The organism is Leclercia sp. CFBP8987, from assembly GCF_034044995.2.
Classification (GTDB): Bacteria; Pseudomonadota; Gammaproteobacteria; order Enterobacterales; family Enterobacteriaceae; genus Enterobacter; species Enterobacter tamurae.
This window is the reverse complement of sequence record NZ_CM188255.1, coordinates 3,793,033-3,806,303: the sequence shown is the minus strand read 5'-3', so window position 1 is coordinate 3,806,303 and position 13,271 is coordinate 3,793,033. Positions and strand designations below refer to the sequence as shown.

15 protein-coding genes are annotated in these 13,271 nt (G+C 58.0%); 8 read left to right on the top strand and 7 right to left on the bottom strand.

Annotated features, from left to right (window positions below; all coding sequences use genetic code 11):
- Position 1: 1 nt before the first annotated feature.
- From nrdE to SOM40_RS18275, 4 genes are all read right to left on the bottom strand, one after another.
- On the bottom strand, positions 2 to 2,146 hold the full coding sequence (nrdE, locus tag SOM40_RS18290; RefSeq protein WP_320530506.1) for a class 1b ribonucleoside-diphosphate reductase subunit alpha: 2,145 nt from the start codon (positions 2,144 to 2,146) through the stop codon (positions 2 to 4).
- Entirely contained in the window at positions 2,119 to 2,529 is a 411-nt protein-coding gene (gene nrdI / locus SOM40_RS18285) for a class Ib ribonucleoside-diphosphate reductase assembly flavoprotein NrdI (protein WP_077226180.1), read from the bottom strand. Before nrdI ends, nrdE begins: the two co-directional genes overlap by 28 nt.
- Positions 2,526 to 2,771, bottom strand: coding sequence for a glutaredoxin-like protein NrdH (gene nrdH, locus SOM40_RS18280; RefSeq protein ID WP_320530505.1), 246 nt, complete (start codon positions 2,769 to 2,771; stop codon positions 2,526 to 2,528). The genes nrdI and nrdH overlap by 4 nt, the downstream gene beginning before the upstream one ends.
- Positions 2,772 to 3,013: 242 nt before the next feature.
- Positions 3,014 to 3,340 carry a DUF883 family protein gene (locus SOM40_RS18275; RefSeq protein ID WP_106994916.1) on the bottom strand — a complete coding sequence of 109 codons (327 nt, stop codon included), beginning with the start codon at positions 3,338 to 3,340 and terminating at the stop codon, positions 3,014 to 3,016.
- Positions 3,341 to 3,501: 161 nt separating this feature from the next.
- Between SOM40_RS18275 and SOM40_RS18270 the strand changes: the two genes are divergently transcribed.
- A complete protein-coding gene (locus tag SOM40_RS18270; protein WP_106994917.1) occupies positions 3,502 to 3,846 on the top strand; it encodes a DUF2002 family protein in 345 nt (114 codons plus the stop codon).
- A gap of 32 nt (positions 3,847 to 3,878) precedes the next feature.
- On the opposite strand, the gene alaE is transcribed toward SOM40_RS18270, so the two are convergent.
- Positions 3,879 to 4,328 carry an L-alanine exporter AlaE gene (alaE, locus tag SOM40_RS18265; protein WP_320530504.1) on the bottom strand — a complete coding sequence of 150 codons (450 nt, stop codon included), beginning with the start codon at positions 4,326 to 4,328 and terminating at the stop codon, positions 3,879 to 3,881.
- Positions 4,329 to 4,832: 504 nt separating this feature from the next.
- On the opposite strand from alaE, the gene stpA reads away from it, so the two are divergent.
- On the top strand, positions 4,833 to 5,237 hold the full coding sequence (stpA, locus tag SOM40_RS18260; protein ID WP_106995043.1) for a DNA-binding protein StpA: 405 nt from the start codon (positions 4,833 to 4,835) through the stop codon (positions 5,235 to 5,237).
- Between the two features lie 42 nt (positions 5,238 to 5,279).
- On the opposite strand, the gene SOM40_RS18255 is transcribed toward stpA, so the two are convergent.
- On the bottom strand, positions 5,280 to 5,459 hold the full coding sequence (locus SOM40_RS18255; RefSeq protein WP_106994919.1) for a GDFGVC terminal motif YodC-like protein: 180 nt from the start codon (positions 5,457 to 5,459) through the stop codon (positions 5,280 to 5,282).
- Positions 5,460 to 5,681: 222 nt separating this feature from the next.
- On the opposite strand from SOM40_RS18255, the gene SOM40_RS18250 reads away from it, so the two are divergent.
- Positions 5,682 to 5,840 (top strand): YqaE/Pmp3 family membrane protein, encoded by a 159-nt coding sequence (locus SOM40_RS18250; RefSeq protein WP_032613478.1) that lies wholly within the window; start codon positions 5,682 to 5,684, stop codon positions 5,838 to 5,840.
- Here the strand turns inward: SOM40_RS18250 and SOM40_RS18245 are convergent.
- Complete coding sequence (locus tag SOM40_RS18245; protein WP_320530503.1) at positions 5,837 to 6,769, bottom strand: LysR substrate-binding domain-containing protein; 933 nt, start codon at positions 6,767 to 6,769, stop codon at positions 5,837 to 5,839. The two genes, SOM40_RS18250 and SOM40_RS18245, sit on opposite strands and share 4 nt — an antisense overlap.
- Positions 6,770 to 7,088: 319 nt before the next feature.
- Between SOM40_RS18245 and SOM40_RS18240 the strand changes: the two genes are divergently transcribed.
- The 5 genes from SOM40_RS18240 (at position 7,089) to SOM40_RS18220 (ending at position 13,264) form a co-directional block, all read left to right on the top strand.
- Entirely contained in the window at positions 7,089 to 7,694 is a 606-nt protein-coding gene (locus SOM40_RS18240) for an ankyrin repeat domain-containing protein (protein WP_320530502.1), read from the top strand.
- A 104-nt stretch (positions 7,695 to 7,798) separates the two neighbouring features.
- Complete coding sequence (gene fdrA / locus SOM40_RS18235) at positions 7,799 to 9,340, top strand: acyl-CoA synthetase FdrA (RefSeq protein WP_320530501.1); 1,542 nt, start codon at positions 7,799 to 7,801, stop codon at positions 9,338 to 9,340.
- On the top strand, positions 9,340 to 10,755 hold the full coding sequence (locus SOM40_RS18230; protein WP_262672589.1) for a YlbE family protein: 1,416 nt from the start codon (positions 9,340 to 9,342) through the stop codon (positions 10,753 to 10,755). Before fdrA ends, SOM40_RS18230 begins: the two co-directional genes overlap by 1 nt.
- A gap of 11 nt (positions 10,756 to 10,766) precedes the next feature.
- Positions 10,767 to 12,320, top strand: a complete 1,554-nt coding sequence (locus tag SOM40_RS18225) for a xanthine permease (RefSeq protein ID WP_106994924.1) — start codon at positions 10,767 to 10,769, stop codon at positions 12,318 to 12,320.
- Positions 12,317 to 13,264 (top strand): carbamate kinase family protein, encoded by a 948-nt coding sequence (locus tag SOM40_RS18220; RefSeq protein WP_320530500.1) that lies wholly within the window; start codon positions 12,317 to 12,319, stop codon positions 13,262 to 13,264. The genes SOM40_RS18225 and SOM40_RS18220 overlap by 4 nt, the downstream gene beginning before the upstream one ends.
- Positions 13,265 to 13,271 lie beyond the last annotated feature (7 nt).

The following is a 13,271-nucleotide window of genomic DNA, read 5'->3' as shown; positions in this document are numbered from 1 at the left end:
CTTACAGCGCGCAGGACACGCAGCCTTCTGTTTCTGTGCCTTCCAGCGCAAGCTGGCGCAGGCGAATGTAGTACAGGGTTTTGATCCCTTTCTTCCACGCGTAAATCTGCGCTTTATTGATGTCGCGGGTGGTAGCGGTATCCGGGAAGAACAGCGTCAGCGACAGCCCCTGGTCGACGTGCTTCGTCGCCTCGGCATAGGTATCAATAATCTTTTCCGGGCCGATCTCGTAGGCGTCCTGATACAGGGCCAGATTCTCGTTGGTCATAAACGGGGCAGGGTAGTAAACGCGTCCGGTTTTGCCCTCCTTGCGGATCTCGATTTTCGACACGATAGGGTGAATGCTGGATGTCGCATGGTTGATGTACGAGATCGACCCGGTGGGTGGCACCGCCTGCAGGTTCTGGTTGTAAATGCCGTACTGCATCACGTCGTCCCGCAGCTGCTGCCACATCTCCCGCGTCGGCAGGGTCACACCCGCCCGGGCGAACAGGGCGCGCACCTTCTCTGTTTTCGGCTGCCAGTCGTTTTCCAGATACTGATTAAAGTACTCCCCGCTGGCGTAGCGCGATTGTTCAAAGCCCGCGAAACGCTGCCCCTTTTCCCGGGCCAGCATCATCGAGGTATGCAGGGCGTGCCAGGTGATGGTGTAGAAGTAGAGGTTGGTGAAGTCCAGCCCCTCCGGGCTGCCGTAGGCGATCCCCTCCCTTGCCAGATAACCGTGGAGGTTCATCTGCCCGAGGCCGATGGCGTGGGAGGCGGCATTCCCGGCCTCCACCGACGGCACGCTGCGGATGTGGCTCATGTCCGACACCGCCGACAGGCCGCGCACCGCGGTCTCGACGGTGCGGCCAAAGTCCGGCGAATCCATGGTGTGGGCAATATTCAGCGAGCCCAGGTTGCAGGAGATATCGTGCCCGACTCGGGTGTAGTCCAGATCCTCATCGTAGGTCGAGGGGCTGTTGACCTGCAAAATCTCAGAGCACAGGTTGCTCATGTTGATGCGCCCGGCAATGGGGTTGGCGCGGTTCACCGTGTCTTCATACATGATGTATGGATAGCCGGACTCAAACTGGATCTCCGCCAGCCGCTGGAAGAAGTCGCGGGCGTTGAGCCAGGTCTTCCGGACCCGCGCGTCCGCCACCATTTCGTCATACAGTTCGCTCACCGCCACATCGCCAAACGGCTTGCCGTAGAGGCGCTCCACGTCGTAGGGGGAGAACAGCGCCATGTCGGCGTTCTCCTTCGCCAGCCGGAAGGTGATATCCGGTATCACCACCCCTAGCGACAGGGTTTTGATGCGGATCTTTTCGTCGGCGTTTTCGCGTTTGGTATCGAGGAAACGCAGGATATCCGGGTGATGAGCGTGAAGATAGACCGCCCCGGCCCCCTGGCGTGCGCCGAGCTGGTTGGCGTAGGAGAAGGCATCTTCCAGCATTTTCATCACCGGAATCACCCCCGAGGACTGGTTCTCAATGCGCTTGATTGGCGCCCCCGCTTCCCGCAGGTTGGAGAGGAGAAACGCCACGCCGCCGCCGCGTTTGGAGAGCTGTAACGCTGAGTTCACCGCCCGGCCAATTGACTCCATATTGTCCTCAATGCGCAGCAGGAAGCAGGAGACCAGCTCCCCACGCTGGGCTTTGCCGCAGTTGAGGAAGGTGGGCGTCGCGGGCTGAAAGCGTCCGGCGAGCATCTCGTCAGTGAGCTGGCGGGCGAGGGCCTCATCCCCCTGGGCGAGGGTCAGAGCCACCATCACCACCCGATCCTCGAAGTGCTCGAGGTACTGCTTGCCGTCAAAGGTTTTCAGCGTGTAGCTGGTGTAAAACTTCCAGGCGCCGAGGAAGGTCTGGAAACGAAAACCGCTGGCGTGCGCGTGGGCGAACAGGCTCAGCACAACGTCGCTGTCGTAGCGCGACAATACCCGGGGGTCGTAATAGCGCTCGCTGACCAGGTAGTCGAGACGCGCCTGCGGGCTGGCAAAGGCCATGCTGTTGGGGTAGACGTGGGCGTTAAAAAAGGCGTCTACCGCCTCATGATCTTTGCTGAACTGGATCTTCCCGTCCCGATCGTACAGGTTCAGCATGGCGTTCAGCGCATGGAAATCGGTCGATCTCTGCATTACGCGCTCTGCGGTTGTCGTTGCCAAAATTCGTTCACTCCTTTACGCACATTGTCGACGTCCTGCTGGGTCCCCATCAGCTCGAAGCGATAGAGGTACGGCACGCCGCATTTTTGTGAGATGACGTCCCCGGCGCGGCCAAACGCCTCACCGAAATTACGGTTGCCGGCGGCAATCACCCCACGGATCAGCGCCCGGTTATGCGGGTCGTTGAGAAAGCGGATCGCCTGCCGCGGCACCGCCCCGGCCGTTCCACCCCCGCCGTAGCTGGGCACCACCAGAATAAAAGGCTCGTCTACCTGGATCCGCTCCCGCTCGTTGAGCGGAATACGTACGGCGGGCAGCCCGACACGCTCGATAAAACGGTGCGTGTTCTCCGAGCTGCTGGAGAAGTAGACGAGCAGGCTCATGCCCGGGCGGCCTGGGCTGGCTGCGGGAGACGGTTAATCAGATCCGGGCGGAAGCCGGACCAGCTGGTCTCCCCGGCGATCACCACCGGCAGCTGACGGAACCCCTGGGCTTTGAGCGTCTCTGCCGCGTCAGGCACCAGGTCAACATTCACCATTTCAAAGGTCACGCCCCGGCTCTCCATGGCGCGTTTGGTGGCATGGCACTGCACACAGTCGTTTCGAGTGTAAATAATAATGCGCATGATTCGTGTTTCCATCTAGAATAGGAGTCCGACGCCAGTGAGTGCGTCACCCAGAGTCTGTCTTTCTTAAAGGAATACTAGATGTAGTTGTCTTAAGTTTCAACCATACAAGATATGGGAAAATTTGCCAGATTGACTGTCGTTGTCAGGTTCAGCGGGAGAGGGAACGCACGGGCTAAAAAAAAGAAAAACCCCCATACCACAGGGCATGGGGGCTGAGAAGGATTGAGCCGGATCGGGGATTATTTGCGCAGGGCGAGCAGCGCGCCGATAAAGATCCCTACCGCGGCGACGGTACCTACCGCACACATCGGACGTTCACGGATAAAGGTGTTCGCGCAGCCGATAGCATCGCAGGCAGCCTGCTTGCCGGTGGAACGACCCTGCAGACGCGCACGGGTTTCGCGCAGCAGCGACTTAGCTTTACGTCTGGCGTCATCCGCTTCGCCCTTCGCATCCGATCCCCAGGATTTCAAAACGCTCTCCAGCGAATCCGCTAATTTACTGACATCGCTATGGATATCCTGAACATCGTCATTAACATCGTTTCGGTTTGAACGGTTAAACATATGCATCTCCCTTGAATTTGCGGTAATTAACAGTTTAGACCACCTTTTTAATATCTGAAGCCGGTCACGGCTTATCAGGCCGTTTATGGATTTTTCTGAAAGCGCTGCTATTGCTGAATACGGTAAGGTTGCCCCGCAGGAAATGATAACGAGGAAAGAATATGTATTTACGACCCGATGAGGTTGCGCGCGAACTTGAAAAAGCGGGATTTACCGTGGATGTGGTAACCCAAAAAGCATACGGGTACCGTCGTGGCGATAATTATGTTTATGTGAACCGGGAAGCCCGTATGGGGCGCACGGCGCTGATCATTCACCCGACGCTGAAAGAGAAAAGTCTTACCTTTGCGGATCCTGCGTCAGAGATGAAAACCAGCGACCATTATCAGCAGTTCCCGCTCTATTTAGGGGGCAACAACCAGGAGCATTATGGTATTCCCCACGGCTTCAGCTCCCGCATGGCGCTGGAACGTTTTCTGAAAGGCCTGTTTGGCGACTCGCAATAACGACGCGACTGGCTTTCGCCAGTCGCTGTGCCTTACGCTTTGACCTGATGATACTGGCTGACTTTGAACAGTCGTCGGCAGTAATCGAGGAAATAGCCGTACACCGCCCCCATCAGCATCGACACCACGATATTCGAACTTACCGCCGCGGCGATCTGGTGCCAGTCGGCGCCTACCGTGAGCAGAATCGCGACATAGACCGGCGACTGGAAGGTGACATAGGCCACCACGTCCGCCAGGTTTTTCATCCAGCCGGAAGGCGAGTAGCGACGGGCAATGCGCATCACCGCATCACGGTAGAAACCGTAGGGCCATGCAATAAGGATATTCACCGGGACCGCCACCAGTCGGGAAGAAAGCGACTGCTCGAAGCTCATTCCGGAGAGGAATATTTCAATCAGCATGTTCACCACCGAACAGTAGACCACCATGGCAAAGGTATCCGCTACCGCGTGGCGCAGGCGAGACTGCCGAGAGAACATGTCCTGACTCCTTGAAGGTCGTATAACAGAGAGGCTAAAGCGGGTTAGGTTAGTGCTTTAGTTTGCTTTATTTTTCGTGTATAGCGTATCTCTCTACATTGAAACCTACAATTAGTGATAAATTTTTATTTAATGGCGTTTTGTCCCTAAAATTCTCTAAACGAATCGGTTTTACCAGCGCGGCGGCATTTTCTCTTCGCTCTTTGACTTTCCTGATGACAAACAACGGGTTATGTTTTTATTTCTCAGCGTCTGACAGGCGATGTGTTCAGGGGGGGATTTACGGGAAATTTCCCTGGAAATGTTCAGGAATTAAATAATCATCAAACGGTTTATCAGGATAAATCATACAAAAAGAGAAGCACCGCGCTTTATATTTTCTATATTTGATTTAATTTGACATAAATTATATTTTCGTGCGCTGTTGTCTGGATGTTCATAAACAAATGAATTACCATGGCCGCTATTGCTTATTTTATCGACTTGAAAAGGTTTTCATTTAATATGACTTCGCTGTTACAGAATCTTAATAATATTCGTACCCTGCGCGCAACGGCGCGCGAATTCTCGCTGGACGTGCTGGAAGATATGCTCGAAAAGCTGCGCATCGTCACGGAAGAGAAACGTAATGAACAGGCTGAAGTTGAACAGCAGCGTGCCGCGCAGAGTGAGAAAATTAACGCCCTGCTGGAAAAAATGAAAGCCGACGGTATTTCAGCAGAAGATCTGCTGGGTTCCGATCTGCTGAACACCCCGGCGCAGCCGAAAAAACGCCAGGCGCGTGCGGCAAAATATCGCTTTACCGATGTTGATGGTCAGGAAAAAACCTGGACCGGTCAGGGCCGTACGCCGAAGCCTATTGCCACGGCACTGGCAGAAGGCAAATCCCTGGATGATTTCCTGATTTAATCTCTGCCTGCGGGCGGAATAACACCGCCCGCCAGCGTCTGCTTAGCAGACGCCAAAATCACCTTCTTCTTTATACAGCGTCACGTCCGCTGCCTTCAGGGTGAATTTCTCACCTTGTTCGTTACTCGCCTGCACCGCCACAATCTGATCGTCGTGCACTTCGATCACTTTCAGTTTCGGGCCGCCCATACGCGGTTGTACATAATCGCCAACAGAAAACATGGTTATCTCCTCATGATTGTTTCGACCCTAACAGTAGCCCACACGCAGGCCGGGGTACAGCGTCCCGCGCGGATTACTCCTAAATCGCCAGCCTAAACCTGTGTAAAGAGGGTAAAAGAGGGTAAAACTGCACGCGAACGCTGGCAGGTCTGCGTAGACTCACTACGCTTAGAGTTAAAATCTCTTTTTATACAATGGCCTGACTGCTTGCATGGAGAATTTATGGGTTTCTGGCGTATCGTAATTACCATTATTTTACCGCCCCTTGGCGTGCTGCTGGGCAAAGGCTTTGGCTGGGCGTTTATCCTGAACATCATCCTGACGCTGCTGGGCTACATCCCGGGCCTGATCCACGCGTTCTGGGTCCAGAGCCGCAGCTAATAATCTCGCCACAGTAAATCGCTGTAGATCCCGGTCAACACCCCCTGGGGCGCAAACTGCTGTTTGATCCAGCGGGTGACCTGGCCGGTAGCCGCATGCTGCGTGGCGAGCAGCATGCGCGAGTCCTGGCGCGGGTTATTAATCCGTCGCGTGACCAGCAGTCCCGCCTTCATCGCCTCTCTCGCCATATGCTCCGGTAAAAACCCAATCCCTTCCCCCAGAATCTGACACTGACACTTGGTATTAAAATCCGGGACCAGAATCGCCTCCTGACCGTGCAGCAGCCAGCCCACTTTTTTGTTGATGGTGTGGGCGGTGTCTTCCACCATGATGTTGGGGTACAGCCGCAGCTGGCTCTCGGCCAGCGGCTCCGGGGCCAGTGCCAGCGGATGGTCCGGGGCGATGGCAAACACCCAGCGGATGGCGCCAATCTCGGTGTAATCGATCCCGCCGCCGTCCAGCAGAGTATCCGGGGCACCGATGGCGATATTCGCCTGGTTATTGATGATCGAATCCCAGACGCCGTTGTACACCTCGGTGGTGACGGTGATCTGGCAGGTAGGGAACTGCTTTTTCAGCACCTGCAACAGGCGGGCGGTGTGATGTGGGGTGTAGAGCAGCTGATTGATGCAGATCCGCACCCGGGTCTCAATGCCCTGCGAGATGGTGTCGATCCCGCGCTTGATGGCGTGGAAGTCATTCAGCAGGTCTATGGCTTTGCGGTAGAAGTAGAACCCCGATTCGGTCAGCTCGATGCTGCGGGTGTTACGCACAAACAGCACCACGTCGAGGCCGGTCTCCATCCGTTTGATGGTGTAGCTGATGGCCGAGGTGGTCACCCCCAGCTCGGTGGCGGCTTTGCTGAAGCTGCCAAAACGCGCCGCGGTGGTGAAGGCCAGCAGGTTCTCTTCGGTAAAGATGGAATTCATATCATGGCTCCGGACACCCATCAGTTTTGAACATATTTTAACAACGCAGTTACAACTCACTTGATGTCGGTCACAGTTCTGTTAATTTGCTGCAGGCCGCGCGGCGCAAGGGCTGCTTAAACATAAGCAGAATGCAGTTTAAGGGCTAAAAAAGCGGTAAAACATAAGGAAAAGGTTGCACAGACGCACATTTTGACTCCACTGTTAAATTTAACTCAACAATGAATTGGCTGTCGATGAATCATTTTTAAGCGGATTCTTTTCTGACCAGGCCATTGCTATGCTCAGTCCATCAGAAAGGAAAACCAGGAGTGTGGATATGTCCAACAATGAGCTCGTCACTGAATTTCTGCTGGCCGCCGAACAGGGAAATGGTGACGCATTAAAAGCCTGTCTGGAAAAAGGGGTGGATATTAACGCCACCAACCGTCAGAAAAGAACCGCCATTATTATTGCCAGCCTGAATAAACATTATCCCTGCGTGGAATTACTGATTGCCGCCGGGGCCAATATCGACCAGCAGGATCAGACCTGTTTCAACCCGTTCCTGATTAGCTGCCTGACCAACGATCTCACCCTGCTGCGCCTGGTGCTGCCGGCCAACCCGGATCTCGACAGGCTGACCCGCTTCGGCGGCGTGGGCATCACCCCGGCCAGCGAGAAAGGCCATCTGGAGGTGGTGCAGGCGCTGCTGACCCACACCGACATCAACGTCAATCACACCAACTTCGTGGGCTGGACGCCGCTACTCGAAGCCATCGTCCTCAATGACGGCGGTGCCCGCCAGCAGGCGATTGTGAAATTACTGCTCGACCACGGCGCCAACCCGCACATGACCGACAAATACGGTAAATCCCCTCTCGAACTGGCGCGGGAAAAAGGCTTCAACGAGATCGCCGATCTGCTGCTCGCCGCCGGCGCGTAATACCCCGGCCAGCCATGTCCGGCTGGCCTGCACTAAAAACAGCCTTTTCCATCATGCCTTCGGGCGTGATGTGGCCCCCTTTTGCCCGCATTCAGGAGGACGTAATGCCCACCAAAATCGTTATAAAAAAGAATACTTATTTTGATTCCGTATCGCTGATGTCGGTTTCCACCAAAGCCAATAAATTACCCGGCGTGGAACAGGCCTTTGTCGCCATGGCCACCGAAATGAATAAAGGCGTATTAAAAAATCTCGGCCTGCTGACGCCGGAATTAGCCGACGCCAAAAACGGCGACCTGATGATCGTCATTAAAGGCGAGGCCGCCAACGACGAAACCCTGGCCGCCATCGAAGCCCTGTTCACCCGCAAAGAGAGCGGCGGCTCACACGAATCGCGTTACGCCACCCTCGCCAGCGCCAAAACTCACCGCCCGGACGCCAATCTGGCGGTGATCTCGGTCAACGGCACCTTTGCCGCCCGCGAGGCGCGTCAGGCGCTGGAGAACGACCTTAACGTGATGCTGTTCTCTGACAATGTCTCCCTCGACGACGAGCTGGCGCTCAAGCAGCTGGCCCACGAGAAGGGGCTGCTGCTGATGGGGCCGGACTGCGGGACCGCCATCATTAACGGGGCAGGGCTCTGCTTTGCCAACGCGGTACGCCGCGGGCCGATTGGTATCGTCGGCGCGTCCGGCACCGGTAGCCAGGAGCTGAGCGCGCGCATCCACGAGTTTGGCGGCGGTATCTCCCAGCTGATCGGCACCGGCGGTCGCGATCTGAGCGAAAAGATCGGCGGGCTGATGATGCTCGACGCCATCGCCATGCTGGAGGCGGACGACGCCACCCAGGTCATCGCCCTGATCTCCAAACCCCCTGCGCCTGCGGTGGCGGAGAAAGTGCTGGCCCGCGCCCGCGCCTGCCGTAAACCGGTGGTGGTCTGTTTCCTCGGTCGCAACCAACCGCCTGCCGATGAAGCGGGATTAGAGTTTGCCCGCGGCACCAAAGAGGCAGCGCTGAAGGCGGTCCTGCTCACCGGGATTAAAAAAGAGTCGCTGGATCTGCACCCGCTCAACTGGCCGCTGATCGAAGAGGTGCGCGCCCGTCTGACCCCGCAGCAGAAGTACATCCGCGGCCTGTTCTGCGGCGGCACCCTGTGCGACGAAGCGATGTTCGCCGCGCTGGAAAAATATGACGACGTCTACAGCAATATTCAGCCGGACCCAACCAGACGTCTGGCGGATATCAACGTCAGCCAGGCCCATACCTTCCTCGACTTTGGCGATGACGATTTCACCAACGGCAAGCCGCACCCGATGATCGACCCGACCAACCGCATCAGCCGGCTGCTGCAGGAGGCCCGCGATCCCGAAGTGGGGGTGATCGTCATGGACTTCGTCCTCGGGTTCGGATCGCACGAGGATCCGGTCGGGGTGATGATCGACGCGATCAAGGAGGCGCAGGCGATCGCCAGAGCCGACAACCGTCCGCTGGAGATCCTCGGCTACGTGCTCGGCACCGACCAGGATTCTCCGTCCCTGACCCAGCAGTGCCAGCTCCTGACCGATGCGGGCGTGATCTGGGCCAGCAGCAGTACCAACACCGGATTACTGGCACGTGAATTTGTCTGCAAAGGGGAGAAAGCCTGATGACCACCTTATTTAACCAGCCGCTGAACGTCATTAACGTCGGCATCGCCATGTTCAGCGACGACCTGAAAAAGCAGCACGTCCCGGTCACCCATCTCGACTGGACTCCGCCGGGGCAGGGCAATATGCAGGTGGTCGAGGCCCTCGATCAGCTGGCAGATAAACCGCTGGCGGAGAAAATCGCCGCCGCCAACAAGATTGCCCTGGAGCGCATTATCCAGTCCCACCCGGTGCTGGTGGGCTTCGATCAGGCCATCAACGTGGTGCCGGGCATGACCCGCACCACCATCCTGCACGCCGGTCCGCCAGTTACCTGGGAAAACATGTGCGGGGCGATGAAAGGGGCGGTCACCGGGGCGCTGGTGTTTGAAGGGTTAGCCAAAGACCTCGAAGACGCGGCACGGCTGGCGGCTTCTGGCGACATTACCTTCTCGCCGTGCCATGAGCACGACTGCGTGGGCTCGATGGCGGGCGTCACCTCGGCATCGATGTTTATGCATATCGTCGAGAACAAAACTTACGGCAACCGCGCCTTCACTAACCTCAGCGAGCAGATGGCGAAGATCCTGCGCATGGGCGCCAACGACCAGAGCGTCATCGACCGTCTGAACTGGATGCGCGACGTGCTCGGCCCGATGCTGCGCGACGCCATGAAGATCATCGGCGAAATCGACCTGCGTCTGATGCTGGCTCAGGCCCTGCACATGGGCGACGAGTGCCACAACCGCAACAACGCCGGCACCACGCTGCTGATCCAGGCCTTAACCCCGGGGCTGATCCAGGCGGGTTATCCGGTGGAGCAGCAGCGCCAGGTGTTTGAGTTTGTCGCCAGCAGCGACTACTTCTCCGGCCCAACGTGGATGGCGATGTGTAAAGCCGCGCTGGATGCCGCCCACGGCATCGAGTACAGCACCGTGGTCACCACCATGGCGCGCAACGGCTACGAGTTCGGCCTGCGCATCTCCGGCCTGCCGGGGCAGTGGTTCACCGGTCCGGCCCAGCAGGTGATTGGCCCGATGTTCGCGGGCTACAAACCGGAAGACTCCGGGCTGGATATCGGCGACAGCGCCATCACCGAAACCTACGGCATCGGCGGCTTTGCGATGGCGACGGCCCCGGCGATTGTCGCTCTGGTGGGCGGTACGGTGGAAGAAGCCATCGACTTCTCCCGCCAGATGCGCGAGATCACCCTCGGGGAAAACCCGAACGTCACCATTCCGCTGCTGTCGTTTATGGGCATCCCCACCGCTATCGACATCACGAAAGTGGCGGGCAGCGGCATTCTGCCGGTGATCAACACCGCTATCGCCCACAAGGACGCCGGGATCGGCATGATTGGGGCGGGCATCGTTCACCCGCCGTTTAGCTGTTTTGAAAAGGCGCTGTTGACCTTCCGCGATCGCTACTTCTTATAAGGTAAGCATCCATGAAAAGCATGAAACTGGAATGGAAAAGAGGTGACTGGGCGGCGTACTTCGGGTTGATGACCAACAACCTGACCAACCTGCTGACCATGATGGGGCTGCTCATTTTTGTCGTCGGCATCCCGAAAGAGATTGTTTATGGACGTATTGCGCCGGCCTTCGGGCTGGCGGTGCTGGTGGCGAGCGTCTGCTACGCGTGGTTTGGTTTACAGATGGCGCGCCAGACCGGGCGCACGGATGTGACCGCACTGCCGTCGGGGCCGAGCGCCCCGTCGATCTTTACCGTGACGTTTCTGGTGCTGATGCCGGTCTATCAGCAGACCGGCGATGCGGATTTCGCCATCCAGATTGGTCTGGTGTGGTGCTTCGTGGAGGCGATGATCCTCGCGGGTGGCTCCTTCCTCGGGGAGACCATCCGCAAGATGATCCCGCGTACCGTGCTGCTGTCGTGCCTCTCCGGTCTGGGTCTGCTGCTGCTGGCGATGAACCCGATGCTGCAGGCCTTCGAAGCGCCGACGGTCTCCTTCATCGTGCTGCTGCTGATCTTTATCAACTGGTTTGGCAAAAAGCCGATCTTCGCCCGTATTCCTACCGGTCTGCTGCTGCTGGTGGCCGGGACCGCGCTGGCGTGGATCTCCGGTATGCAGAGCCCGGAAGCGATCAAGGCTTCGATGTCCTCCTTCGGTTTTAACCCGCCGGAGGTGCATATCGACAGCTTTATGCAGGGTCTGCCGCACGCGCTGCCGTACCTGGCGTCTGCGGTTCCGCTGGGGCTGGCGAACTACATCTTTGACCTTGAGAACATCGAAAGCGCCCACGCGGCGGGGGATGAGTACCCGACCCGTAAGGTGATGCTGGCCAACGGTCTGGCCTCGATGCTCGGCTGCCTGATGGGCAACCCGTTCCCGGTGACGGTCTACGTCGGCCACGCGGGCTGGAAAGCGATGGGGGCGAGCATCGGCTACACGCTGGCCTCCGGCGTGACCATGTTCATCGTGCCGCTGTTCGGGCTGGGGGCCTTTATGCTCGCCATCATCCCGATGACCGCCATCGTGCCGATTCTGGTGTTTATCGGCGTGGTCACCGCCAACCAGGTGGTGAGGGAAACGCCCAAAATAGAGGTGCCCGTCATCTTCATCTGTCTGTTCCCGTGGATCGCCAACTGGGCGTTAACCATGATGAACAGCGTGATGGGGGCGGCAGGGACTAACGCGGCGAAAATCGGCACCGACGTGCTGCACAGCAAAGGGATTTACTACGAAGGGCTGATGCATCTGGGTAATGGCGCACCACTCGCCAGTATGCTCTGGGGCTGCATTGCGATCTTCTCCATCATCAACAAGCCGCTGCGCGGTGCCATCGCCGCCGCCGTCGGTGCGCTGCTGGCCCTGTTCGGGGTGATCCACGCTCCGGTGGTCGGCTTCGCCGAGGGCAGTTCGCTGACCTTCGTGCTGGCCTACCTGATGATGAGCGGCATGTTTGTGCTGAAGCATTTCCTCGACAGCCGTGAAGCAGTGAGCGTTGAACCTGTCCCTGTTGCGAAGGAAAACGTATGAAAGAGCTTATGGTCGTCGCCATCGGCGGCAACAGCATTATCAAAGATAACGCCAGCCAGTCGATTGAGCACCAGGCGCAGGCGGTGAAAGCGGTCGCGGAATCGGTACTGGAGATGCTGGCCTCGGACTATGACATCGTCCTCACCCACGGCAACGGCCCGCAGGTGGGGCTGGATCTGCGCCGGGCGGAAATCGCCCACGAGCGCGAAGGGCTGCCGCTGACCCCGCTGGCGAACTGCGTGGCCGATACCCAGGGCGGGATCGGCTATCTGATCCAGCAGGCGCTGAACAACCGCCTTGCCGCCCGCGGCGAGCAAAAGGCGGTGACGGTGGTCACCCAGGTCGAGGTCGACAAAAACGACCCCGGTTTTACGCATCCGACTAAACCGATTGGTGCCTTCTTCAGCGAAGCCCAGCGTGACGAGCTGCAGCGCGCCCATCCCGACTGGCATTTCGTCGAGGATTCCGGCCGGGGATACCGCCGCGTGGTGGCTTCGCCGCAGCCGGTGCGCATCGTCGAAGCCGACGCTATCAAGGCCCTGACGCAAAAAGGCTTTGTGGTGATTGGCGCGGGCGGCGGCGGCATTCCGGTGATCCGCAGTGCAGAGGGTGACTACCAGAGCGTGGATGCGGTGATCGACAAAGATCTCTCCACCGCGCTGCTGGCCCGGGAGATCCACGCCAACGTGCTGGTGATCACCACCGGCGTCGAGCAAGTGTGCATCAACTTCGGCAAGCCCAACCAGCAGGCGCTGGAGACGGTGAACGTGGCGCAGATGACGCGCTACATGGGAGAGGGCCACTTCCCGGCGGGCAGCATGCTGCCGAAAATCGTTGCCAGCCTGGAATTCCTGCACCATGGCGGCACGCGGGTGATCATCACCTCGCCGGACTGTCTGCCTGCGGCGCTGCGTGGCGAGACGGGTACCCATATTGTGGCTTAACCCCGGC

Excerpts from the sequence above, each read along its gene's own strand:
- SOM40_RS18220 (WP_320530500.1), top strand. The coding sequence starts at position 12,317 with ATGAAAGAGCTTATGGTCGTCGCCATCGGCGGCAACAGCATTATCAAA.
- nrdH (WP_320530505.1), bottom strand. The coding sequence starts at position 2,771 with ATGCGCATTATTATTTACACTCGAAACGACTGTGTGCAGTGCCATGCC.
- alaE (WP_320530504.1), bottom strand. The coding sequence starts at position 4,328 with ATGTTCTCTCGGCAGTCTCGCCTGCGCCACGCGGTAGCGGATACCTTT.
- SOM40_RS18245 (WP_320530503.1), bottom strand. The coding sequence starts at position 6,769 with ATGAATTCCATCTTTACCGAAGAGAACCTGCTGGCCTTCACCACCGCG.
- SOM40_RS18250 (WP_032613478.1), top strand. The coding sequence starts at position 5,682 with ATGGGTTTCTGGCGTATCGTAATTACCATTATTTTACCGCCCCTTGGC.
- SOM40_RS18255 (WP_106994919.1), bottom strand. The coding sequence starts at position 5,459 with ATGTTTTCTGTTGGCGATTATGTACAACCGCGTATGGGCGGCCCGAAA.
- SOM40_RS18275 (WP_106994916.1), bottom strand. The coding sequence starts at position 3,340 with ATGTTTAACCGTTCAAACCGAAACGATGTTAATGACGATGTTCAGGAT.
- SOM40_RS18270 (WP_106994917.1), top strand. The coding sequence starts at position 3,502 with ATGTATTTACGACCCGATGAGGTTGCGCGCGAACTTGAAAAAGCGGGA.
- SOM40_RS18240 (WP_320530502.1), top strand. The coding sequence starts at position 7,089 with ATGTCCAACAATGAGCTCGTCACTGAATTTCTGCTGGCCGCCGAACAG.
- stpA (WP_106995043.1), top strand. The coding sequence starts at position 4,833 with ATGACTTCGCTGTTACAGAATCTTAATAATATTCGTACCCTGCGCGCA.
- fdrA (WP_320530501.1), top strand. The coding sequence starts at position 7,799 with ATGCCCACCAAAATCGTTATAAAAAAGAATACTTATTTTGATTCCGTA.
- SOM40_RS18225 (WP_106994924.1), top strand. The coding sequence starts at position 10,767 with ATGAAAAGCATGAAACTGGAATGGAAAAGAGGTGACTGGGCGGCGTAC.
- SOM40_RS18230 (WP_262672589.1), top strand. The coding sequence starts at position 9,340 with ATGACCACCTTATTTAACCAGCCGCTGAACGTCATTAACGTCGGCATC.
- nrdI (WP_077226180.1), bottom strand. The coding sequence starts at position 2,529 with ATGAGCCTGCTCGTCTACTTCTCCAGCAGCTCGGAGAACACGCACCGT.